This is a genomic window from Streptomyces sp. NPDC104367 (genome assembly GCF_055583825.1).
Map to the genome: position 1 here is coordinate 222035 of NZ_JBVJND010000012.1, position 13861 is coordinate 235895.

The following is a 13861-nucleotide window of genomic DNA, read 5'->3' on the forward strand; positions in this document are numbered from 1 at the left end:
CCGATCGATCAATTTCGAACACTTATTCAATTTCCTCGGCTAGCCGGGATTACCCGGGGTGTTGTGCGCATTGCGGGACGCGTTCGGTGCGCCCGACGTACCGGGTGTCTTCGCCGAGGCGCCGTGGGAGCGTTCCCGCTGCCAGCGGCCGAGCAGCCCCTCCGGCACCTCCTCCGCGGTCAGCGCGAAGACCATGTGGTCGCGCCAGGCCCCGTCGATGTGCAGATAACGCGGCCGCAGCCCCTCCTCGCGGAATCCGAGTTTCTCCACGACCCGGCGGCTGGGCCGGTTCTCGGGGCGAATGCAGACCTCGATGCGGTGCAGACCGACCGTGCGGAAGCAGTGGTCCACGACGAGCGCGACGGCCGTCGGCATCACCCCGCGGCCGGCCACCGACTGGTCCACCCAGTAACCGACGTGCCCCGAGCACATCGACCCCCAGGTGATTCCGGCGACCGTCAACTGCCCCACCAGCCGCCCCTGGTACTCGATGACGAACGGCAGCATCCGGCCCGCGTTCGCCTCGGACCGCAGGTGCCGGACCATCTGCCGGTAGGTCGGCCGGTGCACGATCGGCCCGCTGGGCGTGGGCGGCGGGATGGTCGCCTCCCAGGGGCGCAGCCAGTCGCGGTTGCGCCGGTTGACCTCGCGCCAGGCCCGCTGGTCGCGCAGCCTTATGGGCCGGAGGACGACATCGCCGTCCACCAGCACCACGGGCCAGGATGGGCTGTTCAGCTCGCACCCCCACTGCTGGGTCCGGGATGGTCTCCGCCGCGGATCTGCTCGACGGCGTGCGCCAGCAGGGGCTCCAGGACGGCAAGCCCGTCCCTCACCCCGCCGGTGGAGCCCGGAAGGTTGACGATCAGTGTCCGGCCCGCCACTCCGGCCAGGCCCCGGGAGAGTGCGGCGGTGGGCACCTTCTCCCGTCCGAACGCGCGGACGGCCTCCGCGATGCCCGGCACCTCGTAGTCGATCACCGCGCGGGTGGCCTCCGGGGTGCGGTCGGTGGGCGAGATCCCGGTGCCCCCGGTGGTGACGACCACGTCGTATCCGGCCTCGACGCCCACGCGCAGTGCCGCCGCCACGGGATCGCCGTCGGGCACGACCCGCGGCCCGTCCACGGCGAACCCGAGACCCGCCAGGCCCGCCGCGATCAACGGACCGCCCCTGTCCTCGTACACACCGGCGGCGGCACGGTTGGAGGCGGTCACGACCAGCGCGCGATACGGCGCGCGCGTCGCACCACCGGCGGACGGCACGCCGTTCACGCCCGGCTCCAGTCGCCCGACTTGCCGCCCGTCTTCTCCTCCACGCGTACGTCCGTGATGACCGCTCCCTTGTCGACCGCCTTGACCATGTCGATCACGGTGAGCGCGGCGACGGAGACCGCGGTGAGCGCCTCCATCTCGACACCCGTGCGGTCGGTCGTCCTCACCGTGGCCACGATCTCCACGGCGTCGTCCGCGACCGACAGATCCAGTTTCACACCGGAGACCGCCAAGGGGTGACACAGCGGGATCAGATCCGGCGTCCGTTTGGCGCCCATGATGCCCGCGATACGCGCGGTGGCCAGGGCGTCGCCCTTGGGGACGCCCTCGCCGCGCAGCAGCTCGACCACGCGGGGCGAGACGAGGACGCGTCCGCTGGCACGGGCGGTGCGCGCGGTCACGTCCTTGCCGGATACGTCGACCATGCGGGCGGCGCCCGCGTCGTCGATGTGCGTCAGTCGGTCTGGCGTACTCATGCTGTGTGGCGCTCCCCGTCCGGGCCCGTCGCGATGCGGAGCTCGGGCCTGCTGTGCGCGACACGGTACCGCCAAGCAGGCGCGCCCCATCGCGCAGGACCGTCCGGCGGGCGGCACGCGCGCGTGGCTCAGCCGAGGAGGACGACCTCGACCTCGGTGCCGGGCTCGACGGACTCCACGTCCTCGGGTACGACGATCAGCGCGTCGGCGTGGGCCAGGGCCGCGACCAGGTGGGAGCCTGCGCCGCCCACGGCGGTCACCTCGCCGTCGGCGTACGCCCCGCGCAGGAACTGCCTGCGCCCCTTGGGCGAGCCGAGCGCCCGCTCCGCCCTGAGCGTCGCGGTGACGCGGGGCCGGTGGACGTCCGTGAGGCCCATCAGGGTGCGGATGGCGGGGCGGACGAACAGTTCGAAGGAGACGTACGACGACACGGGGTTGCCGGGCAGGGCCAGCAGTGGTGTGTGGTCGGGTCCGATGGAGCCGAAGCCCTGGGGCTTGCCGGGCTGCATGGCGAGCTTGCGGAAGTCGATCCCGCTGCCCGCCTCGTCCTCGTCGCCGACGTGCGACAGCGCTTCCTTGACGACGTCGTACGCCCCGACGCTCACCCCTCCGGTGGTGACCAGCAGGTCGGCGCGGACGAGCTGGTCCTCGATGGTGGCCCGGAGGGTCTCGGCGTCGTCGACGACGGCGCCCACCCGGTAGGCGATGGCGCCCGCGTCCCGGGCGGCGGCGGTGAGGGCGAAGCTGTTGGAGTCGTAGATCTGGCCGCCGGCCAGTGCCTCGTCGGGCTGGACGAGTTCGCTGCCGGTGGACAGGACGACCACGCGCGGGCGCGGGCGCACGCGGACCGTGCCGCGGCCGATCGCGGCGAGCAGTCCGATCTGCGGCGGGCCGAGGACGGTACCCGCCTCCAGGGCCCGGTCGCCCGCCCGTACGTCGCTGCCGACCGCGCGCACGTGCGCGCGTGCCTCGGCCGGGCGGTGCACGCGCACGTGTCCTTCGGCGCCCTCGGGCGCCAGGCTGCGCGCCCGCATCCCGCCGACCGGTCCCCCGCCGAGTCCGCCGTCGGTCCACTCCACGGGGACGACGGCCTCGGCGCCGGGCGGCAGCGGGGCGCCGGTCATGATCCGGACGGCCTGGCCCGGACCGACCGGGGTGAGCTCCGCCGCGCCCGCCGCGACGTCCCCGACGACCTCCAGGACGGCCGGGAACTCCTCGCTCGCGCCCGCCACGTCCGCGACCCTTACCGCGTACCCGTCCATGGAGCTGTTGTCGAACGGCGGCAGCGAGACCGGCACCATGACGTCGTCGACGAGGACGCAGCCCTGGGCATCGAGGAGTTGCAGTTCGATGGGTTCCAGGGGCCGGACTGCGGCGAGGACGTCCTCCAGGTGCTCGTCCACCGACCACAGGTGGTCCGGGCCGGCGGGGCGGGTCGCGGTGTTGCTCAACTCTGTTGCATCTCCTCGGCTACGTAACTGCGAAGCCAGGTCCGGAAGTCCGGGCCCAGGTCTTCACGTTCGCACGCGAGCCTGACAATGGCACGCAGATAGTCGCCGCGGTCTCCGGTGTCATAGCGGCGGCCCTTGAAGACGACGCCGTGCACGGGGCCGCCGACCTTCTCGTCCTGGGCCAGCTGCTGGAGGGCGTCGGTCAGCTGGATCTCGCCGCCGCGGCCGGGCTCGGTGCGCCGCAGTATGTCGAAGACGTGCGGGTCGAGGACGTAGCGGCCGATGACCGAGTAGTGGGACGGGGCGTCCGCCGCGTCCGGCTTCTCGACCAGGCCGGTCACCTTGACGACGTCGCCGTCGGCGGTGGCCTCCACGGCCGCGCAGCCGTAGAGGTGGATCTGCTCGGGGGCGACCTCCATGAGCGCGATCACGCTGCCGCCGTGCTGCTCCTGGACCTCGATCATGCGCTGGAGGAGCGGGTCGCGGGGGTCGATCAGGTCGTCGCCGAGCAGGACGGCGAACGGCTCGTGGCCCACGTGCGGCGCCGCGCACAGCACGGCGTGACCGAGACCCCTGGGGTCGCCCTGGCGGACGTAGTGCATCGTGGCCAGGTCGCTGGACTCCTGGACCTTGGCGAGCCGGCTCGCGTCGCCCTTCTTCTGAAGGGCCGACTCCAGCTCGTAGTTGCGGTCGAAGTGGTCTTCGAGGGGACGCTTGTTGCGTCCGGTGATCATGAGGACGTCGTCGAGCCCCGCCGACACGGCCTCCTCGACCACGTACTGGATCGCCGGCTTGTCGACGACCGGCAGCATCTCCTTGGGAGTGGCCTTGGTCGCCGGGAGGAACCGGGTGCCGAGGCCTGCCGCGGGGATGACAGCCTTGCTGATCCTGGGGTGCGACTGAGTCATGTCCGCAACCTTATCCGGTGCCTTTGTGAAGAATCTGAGGCTCTGGTTAATTGGCACTCATATGAGCAGATTGAGAAGGGTGCGGGAACGACCTGTGGAGCAAGGCGGATCCGAGGCCGAGAGTGACAAGCGAACGTTGCGGCGAGAATTCCTCGGAGTGAGGAACAGATTGACGACGGATGTCGTCAGGGAGGCGGGCGACGCGCTGGCCGGGCACGCGCTGCGGCTTCCCGAGCTGGCGGGTGCGCGAACGGTGGCGGCGTACGTCTCCGTCGGGAACGAGCCGGGCACGCTCCCGCTGCTGGACGCGCTGGTCGCGCGGGGTGTGCGCGTCCTTCTCCCCGCGCTCCTGCCGGACAACGACCTGGACTGGGGCGCGTACGCCGGGGAGGGTTCCCTCGCGCGCGTCCAACACGGCGGGAAGATGGCGCTCTTCGAGCCCTCGGGCGAACGCCTGGGGCCGGAGGCCGTACTCTCCGCCGACGTCGTGCTGCTGCCGGGGCTCGCGGTGGACGCGCGCGGCATGCGTCTGGGGCGCGGCGGAGGCTCGTACGACCGCGTACTGGCACGCCTGGCGAACGCGGGCGCGCGCCCCGCGCTCATGGTGCTGCTCTACGACGCGGAGGTCGTCGAGCACGTGCCCGCGGAGGCGCACGACCGGCCGGTCCACGCGGTGGTGACGCCGTCGGGCGCGCGCCGGTTCACGAGCCCCTGAGCCGGGTCGCCCCTCAGGCAGCATTCCTCCCCCGGCGGCCGGAGCCGCTCTCACGCGAAATGGCCCTCCACGCGTGCGTGGAGGGCCATTTCAGCCGGGTGCGGTCAGCGGTTCACGGCTTCAGGACGAGGGTGTCGCTCGTGCTGTTGTCGACCGCCTTGTCGGAGAACGACCACGAGAGCAGTTCGCCGGCGACCCACTTGCCCGTCTGGTCCGTGTAGTGGGCGCTGAAGGCGTGGCCGGAGGCGCCGGTGAGGTTGATCCACTTGGATTTGTCGAGGTCGGCGAGGTTGACGACCATCCGCATGGAGGGAACCCAGACGACGCCGTAGCCGCCGGCGGCGTTCCAGCCGGTCGCGTTCACCGTGGCCTCGCCGCCGCTGAGCTTCCAGGGGCCCCGGTTGAGGACGTACTGGAGGATGCTCGGACCGTCGGTGCCCAGGGTCTGGTTCTTGAGGAACAGGCGGTGCAGCCGGCCCCAGCTCCAGGTGTCGATGTCCTTGCCGAGCTTGGCGGTCAGCTCCCAGCGGGCGTCGATCATGGCGCGCCGGAACAGCTCGTTCATGTTGTCGGCCTTGGGGCGGGTGCCCGAGGCCGACGTCTTCCACCAGTCGCTGTTCGGATCGTTCATGAGGTTGCGGACCACCTCGAACCAGCGGTCGCCGCCGTCCGGCTGGGCCTGGTCGGCGTCGCGCTCACCGCACTCGCGCACCTTGGTGTCGTCGTCGACCGGGCCGGTGCTGTCGATCTTGTCCACCCACAGGCACTGGCCCTTGACCCGCAGCTCCTTGGGCAGCTTGTTGCCGAAGGCGAGCTTGAGGACGTTGCGCCAGACCGCGTTGAAGTAGGCGGCCGCCGCCGAGTCGGAGTCCTGGGTGTAGTCCCAGCCCTCCAGCAGCTTCTGGGCCTCGCGCACGTCCTTGTCGTCGAGGTTGAGCTTCAGCAGCTTGGGCACGAGCAGCTTGGCGATCTCGCTGCTGTTGTCCAGCTGCATCTGCCGCATGTCGTCGGTGGAGATCTTGCCGCCGTCCTTGATCTTCGACTCGATCAGGTCGGTGATGCGCTGGCTGCGGGTGCCGTAGCCCCAGTCCGTGGTGAGCGTGTAGGGGTACTTGTCCTTGTCGACCACGGCCTGGTTGGCGGTGACGATGTAGCCGCGCTCCGGGTTGTACTCGTAGGGCAGCTCGTTCTGCTTGATGTAGCCGGTCCACCGGTACTTGGAGTCCCAGCCCGGCGCCGGGATCGAGCCGTCGTCGGCCGAGGAGCGCGTGGGGATCTTGCCCGGGAGCGTGTAGCCGATGTTGTTCTTGGTGTCGGCGTAGATCAGGTTCTGCGAGGGCACGTCGAACAGGGCGGCGGCGTCGCGGAACTCGCTCCAGTCGGAGGCCTTGTCGATGGCGAAGACGGCGTCCATGGAGGTGCCCGGGTCCAGGGCGGTCCATCTCAGCGCGATGCCGTAGCCGTCGCCTCGGTCGGGCGCCGCGGTGTCGACGCTGGCCTTCTTGCCGACCTGGACGAGTTCGTCGTCGCGGTCGGACAGGAGGGGGCCGTTGTTGGTCTCGCGGACGACGATCTTCTTGGAGGCGCCGCCGGCGACCTTGATGGTCTCCTCGCGGGTCGTGAAGGGCTTGACCTTGCCGTCGTAGAGGTAGCCCTCGCCGGAGAGCTTCTCCAGGTAGAGGTCGGTGACGTCGACCCCGGAGTTGGTCATGCCCCAGGCGATGTCGGCGTTGTGGCCGATGATCACGCCCGGCATGCCGGCGAAGGTGTAGCCGGTCACGTCGTACTGGCACTTGCTGGAGACCGTCGTGCAGTGCAGGCCCATCTGGTACCAGACGGACGGCAGCGACGCCGACAGGTGCGGGTCGTTGGCGAGCAGCGGCTTGCCGGTGATCGTGTACTTGCCCGCGACGACCCAGGAGTTGGAGCCGATGCCCTGGCCGTTCACGCCGACGGCCGTGGGGACGTCGTCCAGGAGGTTGTAGAGGCCCGCCAGCTGGCTTGTGAGCGCCGAACCGGTGGACGACGAGGTGGAGGAGCCGGTCGTGCCCGTCGAGGTCCCGGAGCCGCTTGTGGAGCCGCTCTGCTCGAACGTCTTGGTGAGCTCGTCGTACTGCCCCTCCTGGACGATCGCCTTGTTGCGGCTGTACGGGTAGTCCGGGTAGAGGTCCTTGATCTGCTGCGGGCCGAGGCGGCTGGTCATCAGGGCGCGGTCGATCTCGTCCTGCATGTTGCCGCGCAGGTCCCAGGCCATCGCCTTCAGCCAGGCGACCGAGTCGACGGGGGTCCACTGCTCGGGCTTGTAGTCGTTGGTGAACCCTAGGGCCGCGTACTCCAGGGAGATGTCCTTGCCGTCCTTGCCGGCGAGGTAGGCGTTGACTCCCTTGGAGTAGGCCTGGAGGTACTTCTTCGTGGAGGCCGACAGCTTGGTGTCGTACTCCTTCTTCGCGACCCGGTCCCAGCCCAGGGTGCGCAGGAACTCGTCGTTCTTGACCTGGCTCTTGCCGAACATCTCGGACAGGCGTCCGGCCGTCATGTGACGGCGCACGTCCATCTCGTAGAACCGGTCCTGCGCCTGGACGTAGCCCTGCGCCATGAACAGGTCCGCGTCGGTCGAGGCGTAGATCTGCGGGATCCCGTAGCTGTCGCGCTTCACGGTCACGGGCCCGGAGAGGCCTTCGAGCGTGATCGAACCCTTGGTCTGCGGGAAGGACGCGCGGACCGTGCTGATCGACCAGTAAGACCCGTAGGCGATGCCTCCGATGATGGCCAGGACGAGCACCAGCACGATCAGGCGGGCTTTGCGCCCCTTCTTCCTGCCGGACTTGCCGGGCTTGTCACCCGTTGTGGCGGTGGTGTTGGGGGGCATCGCTGTCCTTGCTGTCCTAACGCGAGCGGCAGGCGGTCCTGGAGTGCTGGAGCAACCATAGGCGCAGGGCCCTACGCGACTTGACGCGGAGTAGGGAACCAGCGCGCACGGACGTTCGATCTTGCCGGGGGAAGCGTCAAGAAAGCGTCAAGAGTTAGGTAAGGTAACGAAGTAACTAGGGTGCGAAGTGTCGCAGCCTCGGGTCTTGTGTACGTGAGCTTCCGCGTCTTCCGCGCGCGAGCCAAGGAAGGGAACCGCCACTGACTGTCCACCACCTCAACCAGCTCCTGCTCGTCTGCTCCCTGGTCCTGCTCGTCGCCGTCGCGGCCGTCCGGATCTCCTCGCGCAGCGGGCTCCCCAGCCTGCTCGTGTACCTGGGGATCGGCGTCCTCATGGGCCAGGACGGCATCGGCGACATCCACTTCAGCAACGCCGAGCTGACCCAGGTCATCGGGTACGCGGCCCTGGTCGTGATCCTGGCCGAGGGCGGTCTCGGCACGAAGTGGAAGGAGGTCGAACCGGTCCTGGCCTCGGCCTCCGTGCTCGCCCTCGTAGGGGTCGGGGTGAGCGTCGGCGTCACCGCGGCGGGCGCCCACTACCTGGTCGGGCTGGAGTGGCGGCAGGCGCTCATCATCGGAGCGGTGGTGTCCTCGACGGACGCGGCGGCGGTCTTCTCGGTCCTCCGGCGCATTCCGCTGCCCGCGCGCGTGACGGGCACGCTGGAGGCGGAGTCCGGCTTCAACGACGCCCCGGTGGTCATCCTGGTCGTCGCCTTCTCCACGGCCGGTCCGGTCGAGCACTGGTACGTCCTGCTGGGCGAGATAGCGATGGAACTGGCCATCGGCGCGGCCATCGGCCTCGCGGTCGGCCTGCTCGGCTCCTGGGGCCTCAGGCACGTCGCCCTGCCCGCCTCGGGCCTCTACCCGATCGCCGTGATGGCCATCGCGGTCACCGCGTACGCCGCGGGCGCGCTGGCGCACGGCAGCGGCTTCCTCGCCGTCTACCTCGCCTCCATGGTGCTCGGCAACGCCAGGCTGCCGCACTGGCCCGCCACGCGCGGCTTCGCCGAGGGGCTCGGCTGGATCGCCCAGATCGGCATGTTCGTCCTGCTCGGCCTGCTGGTCACCCCGCACGAGCTCGGCGACGACGTCTGGCCCGCGCTCGTCATCGGGCTGGTGCTCACCATGGTGGCGCGGCCGCTGAGCGTGATCGCGAGCCTCACGCCGTTCCGCGTGCCCTGGCGGGAGCAGACCCTGATGTCCTGGGCCGGACTGCGCGGCGCGGTCCCCATCATCCTGGCGACGATCCCGATGGTGAACGGCGTCGACGCCAGCCGCCGCATCTTCAACGTCGTCTTCGTCCTGGTCGTCGTCTACACCCTCGTCCAGGGTCCGACGCTGCCCTGGGTCGCGCGCAAGCTGCGGCTCGGCAAGGGCCCGGAGGCCGCCGACCTCGGCATCGAGTCCGCGCCCCTGGAGCGGCTGCGCGGGCACCTGCTGTCCGTCTCGATCCCCGAGGGCTCGCGCATGCACGGCGTAGAGGTCAACGAGCTGCGGCTGCCCGCCGGCGCCGCCGTCACCCTGGTCGTCCGCGAGGCGAAGTCCTTCGTCCCGCTGCCCACGACCGTGCTGCGGCGCGGGGACGAGCTGCTGGTGGTCGCCACCGACCCGGTACGGGACGCCGCGGAGCAGCGCCTGCGCGCGATCGGGCACGGGGGCAAGCTGGCCGGCTGGCTGGGCACGAACGGGACGACGGGCGCGGGAGCGGGTTCGGGCGCGAGCTCCGGGTCGGGGCGCTGAGCGCACGGCGCACGGCGCACGTTAAGGGCGCGTTTCGGACGTTTCACACCCTCACCAATCCCAGGTGAACGACCCCCGTGGTGCCCGTTTTCACAGGTGTACGGGACCTTGCCCCCTGTACGATGAAAGCACCTGATCGAACCAACTCTGCCTGACGCAGAGCTGGCGCGACCGTATGGCGGCCGGATCACTCCTCGCAGTGGACGCCGGTATCTACCGCAGTTCCGCGCAAGAGGACAGCTCTCGGCGCCCCCCGCACGGGCGCGCTACCAGGCGGCAGAAAGGCACGGGCCGTGGCATCCACGGTCACCACCGAGCCGTCGAAGGACTCGGCGACGCCGTCCCGCCCGGGATACGGACAGCTGCTGCGCACGCGCGGCGCCTGGACGTTCCTGCTCCCCGGTTTCGCGGCGCGCCAGCCGTTCGCGATGCTCACCATCTCCATCGTGCTGCTCGTGCAGCACACGACCGGCTCGTACGGCGCGGCGGGCGCCGCCGCGGCGGTCACCGGTGTCTCCATGGCGCTGTTCGCGCCCTACAGCGGCCGCCTGGCCGACCGCCGCGGCCAGCGCGCGGTGCTGGTCCCCGGAGTGCTGGTGCACGCGGTGTCGGGTCTCACCCTGACGGCGCTCGCGCTGGCGCACGCGCCCCTGTGGGCGCTGTTCGCGGCGGCCGTGCCGACCGGCGCCTCGGTGCCGCAGGTCGGCCCCATGGTGCGCGCCCGCTGGGGCGTGAAGCTCCAGGACTCGCCCCTGATGTCCACGGCCGCCGCCTTCGAGTCCGTCACGGACGAGCTCACCTTCGTCTTCGGCCCGCTGCTGGCGACCGCCCTGTGCACGACGGTGACGCCGGCCGCCGGCCTGGTCACGGAGGCCGCGCTGACGCTGGTCGGCGGTCTGCTGTTCGCCGCCCAGAAGGGCACCCAGCCGGTGGTGACCGACAGCGGCCACGCGCGCGCGCAGCACGCCTCCGCGCTCCGCGTCCCGGGCGTGCGCGTGCTGGCCGTGGCCTTCCTGGGCATCGGGTCCGTCTTCGGGGGCATGCAGGTCTCGCTCGCGGCGTTCACCGAGTCGATCGGCGAGCCCGGCCTGAACGGGGTGCTGTACGGCACCTTCGCCGCGGGGAACATGCTCTCGGGCATCGTCTGCGGCGCGATCGCCTGGCGGGCCGCCCCGCACCATCGCCTGGTCGTCGGGTACGCGGCGCTCGCGCTGACCGCTTCGGCGCTGTGGACGTCCCACTCCGTGCTCGTGCTGGCCGGCCTCGGCCTGCTGGTCGGAATGTGCATCGCGCCCGCCCTGATCACCGGCTACACGCTGGTCGAGGACCTGGTGCCGGCCGGCTCCCGCACGGAGGCGTTCACCTGGCTGACCGGCGCGGTGGCGCTCGGCCAGGCGGCCGCCGTCACGGTCGCCGGGCAGCTGGAGGACCGCCTGTGGGGAGGTGCCGGATTCCTGGTGCCGATGGCCGGCACCCTGCTCGCCCTGGTGACCCTTCTGGCCCTGCGTTCGATGCTCGTCTCCCGGCCCCGGAACCACACGGTCGCACGTGGCGTCGGTCACCGAGTACCGGTGACGGTGGACTGATCCACGGGAATACGTCACTATGGACCGTCGTTAGCACTCATCGAGTGAGAGTGCCAGGAGGAAGACAGTGCCGACCTACCAGTACCAGTGCACCGAGTGTGGCGAGGGCCTCGAGGCGGTGCAGAAGTTCACCGACGACGCCCTGACCGAGTGCCCCAATTGCGGTGGCCGCCTGAAGAAGGTTTTCTCCGCGGTCGGCATTGTCTTCAAGGGCTCGGGCTTCTACCGCAACGACAGCCGCGGCTCCTCGTCGAGCAGCAGCCCCGCGTCGAAGCCCTCGGGCTCCACGTCGTCCGACGCGAAGTCGTCGGGCTCCACCTCGTCGGGTTCCGCGTCGTCCGACTCGAAGCCGTCGTCCTCGACGTCTTCCTCGTCGGGCTCCGCCAGCAGCTCCGCCGCCTGAGACTCCTCCTCTCGGACCCCGCCGTCGCTCGACGGCGGGGTCCGAGGTGTTCCCGGGCACCGGCTCCCACGGCTTCGGCGGCCAGCTAGTGTGCTGCGCATGGCGAACGCAGAGATCGGTGTAATCGGCGGTTCGGGCTTCCACTCGTTCCTCGACGACGTGACCGAGATCCAGGTCGACACCCCCTACGGGCCGCCGAGCGACTCCCTCTTCCTCGGCGAGATCGCCGGGCGCCGGGTCGCGTTCCTGCCCCGCCACGGGCGCGGCCACCATCTGCCGCCGCACCGCATCAACTACCGGGCCAACCTCTGGGCGCTGCGCTCCGTCGGCGTGCGCCAGGTGCTCGGCCCCTGCGCGGTGGGCGGCCTGCGCCCCGAGTACGGGCCGGGCACCCTGCTCGTACCGGATCAGCTGGTGGACCGTACGAAGTCCCGGGCGCAGTCCTACTTCGACGGGCTGCCGCTGCCCGACGGCACCGTGCCGAACGTGGTGCACGTGTCCCTGGCCGACCCCTACTGCCCCGCCGGTCGGGCCGCGGCCCTGAAGGCGGCCCGCGGCCGGGACTGGGAGCCGGTGGACGGGGGCACGCTGGTCGTGATCGAGGGGCCGCGCTTCTCGACACGTGCCGAATCGTTGTGGCACCAGGCGCAGGGCTGGTCCGTGGTGGGCATGACGGGTCACCCGGAGGCGGCGCTCGCCCGTGAACTCGAACTCTGCTACTCGTCGTTGACGCTGGTCACCGATCTGGACGCGGGGGCCGAGAGCGGCGAGGGCGTCTCGCACGACGAGGTGCTGCGGGTGTTCGCGGCGAACGTGGACCGGCTGCGCGGCGTCCTGTTCGACGCGGTGGCGGCCCTGCCCGGGAACGCGGAGCGGGAGTGCCTGTGCACGAACGCGCTCGGCGGCATGGATCCCGGGTTCTCCCTTCCGTAGCACGGGTGGCGGAACGGTTGGCGGGCGCCGGGGCTCCTGAACTCCTGCGACCCTGTGGCCCTGTGACCCTGTGACCCTGTGGAAAACCGGCGGAACTCCTCGTTCGGGTGGCGCGGTTGTCCACAAACTGTGAGTAGCCCACCGGCTCCGACGCGTTTCGGCGCGAGGCCTCATCGTGGCCTCGCAAGCCGATTCCTCGTCGCAGGTGGTGATCCCGTGTCCGTCCTCCCGCCCTCCTCCCCCGCCTTCCCGCCTCCGTTGCGCGCCCCGCTCCCGCTGGGCACGGACGCCCCCGCCACGTGCGAGGTCCCGCAGTTCGACCCGGTGCGCGTACGCGGCGGGCGGTACCGGTTGCAACGGCTGCTACGGCACCGCAGGCGGGCCCTCGCGGCCGGCCTGGCGGTGACCGCGGCGGCGCTGGTCGCGGCCGGACCACGCACCGCCACCGATCACTTGCGCGGCGAGCGGCCCCGGGAGCATCCGACCGCTCAGCCGGTACGACGGCACGCACCGCCCGTGGACATGGTGACGGCGCCGGTGCGGATCGCCGACGCGGCGACCGTGCGGCTGCTGCGCCCCGGTGACCGGGTGGACGTCATCGCCGCCGAGGATTCCGCGACGGGCGGGGACGCCCGGGTCGTCGCGCGCGGGGTGCGCGTGACGCAACTGCCGGAGCCGGCCGACGGGACCGCGGAGAGCGGGGCCCTGGTCGTGCTCTCGGTACCGCGGGCCACGGCGGCGCGGTTGGTCGGCGCGGGCGCCACGGCCCGGCTGGCGGTGACGATGTGCTGAACAGCCTGGGGAAATTTCTCGGACGTTTGCTGTCAAGTCCCTCGTTCGAGCTACCGGATTGGGCGCGATGGCCTCATCGTGTCGTAGGTTGCGGAGCGTTTTGTTCCACACCCTGTGCATGTGAGGAGAGTCCCCGAGGTGAGCGAGAAGAAGGAACCGAGCATCTGGCATGGCTTCAAGGCCTTCCTGATGCGCGGCAACGTCGTCGATCTGGCAGTCGCGGTGGTCATCGGCGCCGCCTTCACGAACATCGTCAACTCGGTGGTGAAGGGGCTCATCAACCCGCTGGTCGGCGCGATCGGCACGAAGAACCTCGACAGCTACAGCTCGTGCCTGAAGGCGCCGTGCGAGCTGAACGCGGACGGCACGGTGAAGACCGGCATCCCGATCATGTGGGGCTCGGTCCTGGGGGCCACGCTGTCCTTCGTGATCACCGCGGCGGTCGTGTACTTCCTGATGGTCCTGCCGATGGCGAAGTACCTGGCCCGGGTGGAAGCCCGCAGGAAGGCGAAGGAAGGCACGCAGGAGGTCATCGAGGTGACCGAGCTGGAGGTGCTGAAGGAGATCCGCGACGCCCTCGTCGCCCAGCGCGGATCCGGGCACAGCGAGCGCTAGCGGCGCTCCTGCGGGCGGTCCGGGCGGCCGCGCGGACCGCTCAGAG

Annotated in this window: 13 protein-coding genes; 7 read left to right on the plus strand and 6 right to left on the minus strand. The window is 70.7% G+C overall.

Going from position 1 to position 13861, the window contains the following annotated elements; translation table 11 throughout:
* Positions 1 to 39 precede the first annotated feature (39 nt).
* The 5 genes from ACZ619_RS20190 to galU form a co-directional block, all read right to left on the minus strand.
* Complete coding sequence (locus ACZ619_RS20190; protein WP_469600638.1) at positions 40 to 711, minus strand: GNAT family N-acetyltransferase; 672 nt, start codon at positions 709 to 711, stop codon at positions 40 to 42.
* Between the two features lie 20 nt (positions 712 to 731).
* Positions 732 to 1268 (minus strand): MogA/MoaB family molybdenum cofactor biosynthesis protein, encoded by a 537-nt coding sequence (locus ACZ619_RS20195; protein ID WP_469600476.1) that lies wholly within the window; start codon positions 1266 to 1268, stop codon positions 732 to 734.
* On the minus strand, positions 1265 to 1744 hold the full coding sequence (gene moaC, locus ACZ619_RS20200; protein WP_469600479.1) for a cyclic pyranopterin monophosphate synthase MoaC: 480 nt from the start codon (positions 1742 to 1744) through the stop codon (positions 1265 to 1267). Before moaC ends, ACZ619_RS20195 begins: the two co-directional genes overlap by 4 nt.
* Positions 1745 to 1872: 128 nt before the next feature.
* Positions 1873 to 3195 carry a molybdotransferase-like divisome protein Glp gene (gene glp, locus ACZ619_RS20205; protein ID WP_469600482.1) on the minus strand — a complete coding sequence of 441 codons (1323 nt, stop codon included), beginning with the start codon at positions 3193 to 3195 and terminating at the stop codon, positions 1873 to 1875.
* Positions 3192 to 4103, minus strand: a complete 912-nt coding sequence (galU, locus tag ACZ619_RS20210; RefSeq protein ID WP_469600485.1) for a UTP--glucose-1-phosphate uridylyltransferase GalU — start codon at positions 4101 to 4103, stop codon at positions 3192 to 3194. Before galU ends, glp begins: the two co-directional genes overlap by 4 nt.
* A gap of 169 nt (positions 4104 to 4272) precedes the next feature.
* Here galU and ACZ619_RS20215 point away from each other — a divergent pair, with 169 nt between their 5' ends.
* On the plus strand, positions 4273 to 4818 hold the full coding sequence (locus ACZ619_RS20215; protein WP_469600487.1) for a 5-formyltetrahydrofolate cyclo-ligase: 546 nt from the start codon (positions 4273 to 4275) through the stop codon (positions 4816 to 4818).
* Positions 4819 to 4930: 112 nt separating this feature from the next.
* Here the strand turns inward: ACZ619_RS20215 and ACZ619_RS20220 are convergent, their stop codons facing one another.
* Entirely contained in the window at positions 4931 to 7687 is a 2757-nt protein-coding gene (locus tag ACZ619_RS20220) for a penicillin acylase family protein (protein ID WP_469600490.1), read from the minus strand.
* 260 nt (positions 7688 to 7947) lie between these two features.
* Here ACZ619_RS20220 and ACZ619_RS20225 point away from each other — a divergent pair, with 260 nt between their 5' ends.
* The 6 genes from ACZ619_RS20225 to mscL all read left to right on the plus strand — a co-directional run bounded on the left by ACZ619_RS20225 (position 7948) and on the right by mscL (position 13815).
* Positions 7948 to 9486, plus strand: a complete 1539-nt coding sequence (locus ACZ619_RS20225) for a potassium/proton antiporter (protein ID WP_469600641.1) — start codon at positions 7948 to 7950, stop codon at positions 9484 to 9486.
* A gap of 293 nt (positions 9487 to 9779) precedes the next feature.
* Positions 9780 to 11072 (plus strand): MFS transporter, encoded by a 1293-nt coding sequence (locus tag ACZ619_RS20230; protein WP_469600492.1) that lies wholly within the window; start codon positions 9780 to 9782, stop codon positions 11070 to 11072.
* Positions 11073 to 11139: 67 nt separating this feature from the next.
* Positions 11140 to 11475, plus strand: a complete 336-nt coding sequence (locus tag ACZ619_RS20235) for an FmdB family zinc ribbon protein (RefSeq protein ID WP_469600494.1) — start codon at positions 11140 to 11142, stop codon at positions 11473 to 11475.
* A gap of 99 nt (positions 11476 to 11574) precedes the next feature.
* Entirely contained in the window at positions 11575 to 12408 is an 834-nt protein-coding gene (locus ACZ619_RS20240; protein ID WP_469600496.1) for an S-methyl-5'-thioadenosine phosphorylase, read from the plus strand.
* 216 nt (positions 12409 to 12624) lie between these two features.
* Positions 12625 to 13200 carry a hypothetical protein gene (locus tag ACZ619_RS20245; protein ID WP_469600498.1) on the plus strand — a complete coding sequence of 192 codons (576 nt, stop codon included), beginning with the start codon at positions 12625 to 12627 and terminating at the stop codon, positions 13198 to 13200.
* Positions 13201 to 13338: 138 nt separating this feature from the next.
* Positions 13339 to 13815 (plus strand): large conductance mechanosensitive channel protein MscL, encoded by a 477-nt coding sequence (gene mscL / locus ACZ619_RS20250; RefSeq protein WP_469600500.1) that lies wholly within the window; start codon positions 13339 to 13341, stop codon positions 13813 to 13815.
* The last annotated feature ends 46 nt before the right edge of the window (positions 13816 to 13861 follow it).

Bases quoted from the DNA above. Each gene is read 5' to 3' on its own strand.
- galU (WP_469600485.1), bottom strand. From the start codon at position 4,103: ATGACTCAGTCGCACCCCAGGATCAGCAAGGCTGTCATCCCCGCGGCA.
- ACZ619_RS20240 (WP_469600496.1), top strand. From the start codon at position 11,575: ATGGCGAACGCAGAGATCGGTGTAATCGGCGGTTCGGGCTTCCACTCG.
- moaC (WP_469600479.1), bottom strand. From the start codon at position 1,744: ATGAGTACGCCAGACCGACTGACGCACATCGACGACGCGGGCGCCGCC.
- ACZ619_RS20220 (WP_469600490.1), bottom strand. From the start codon at position 7,687: ATGCCCCCCAACACCACCGCCACAACGGGTGACAAGCCCGGCAAGTCC.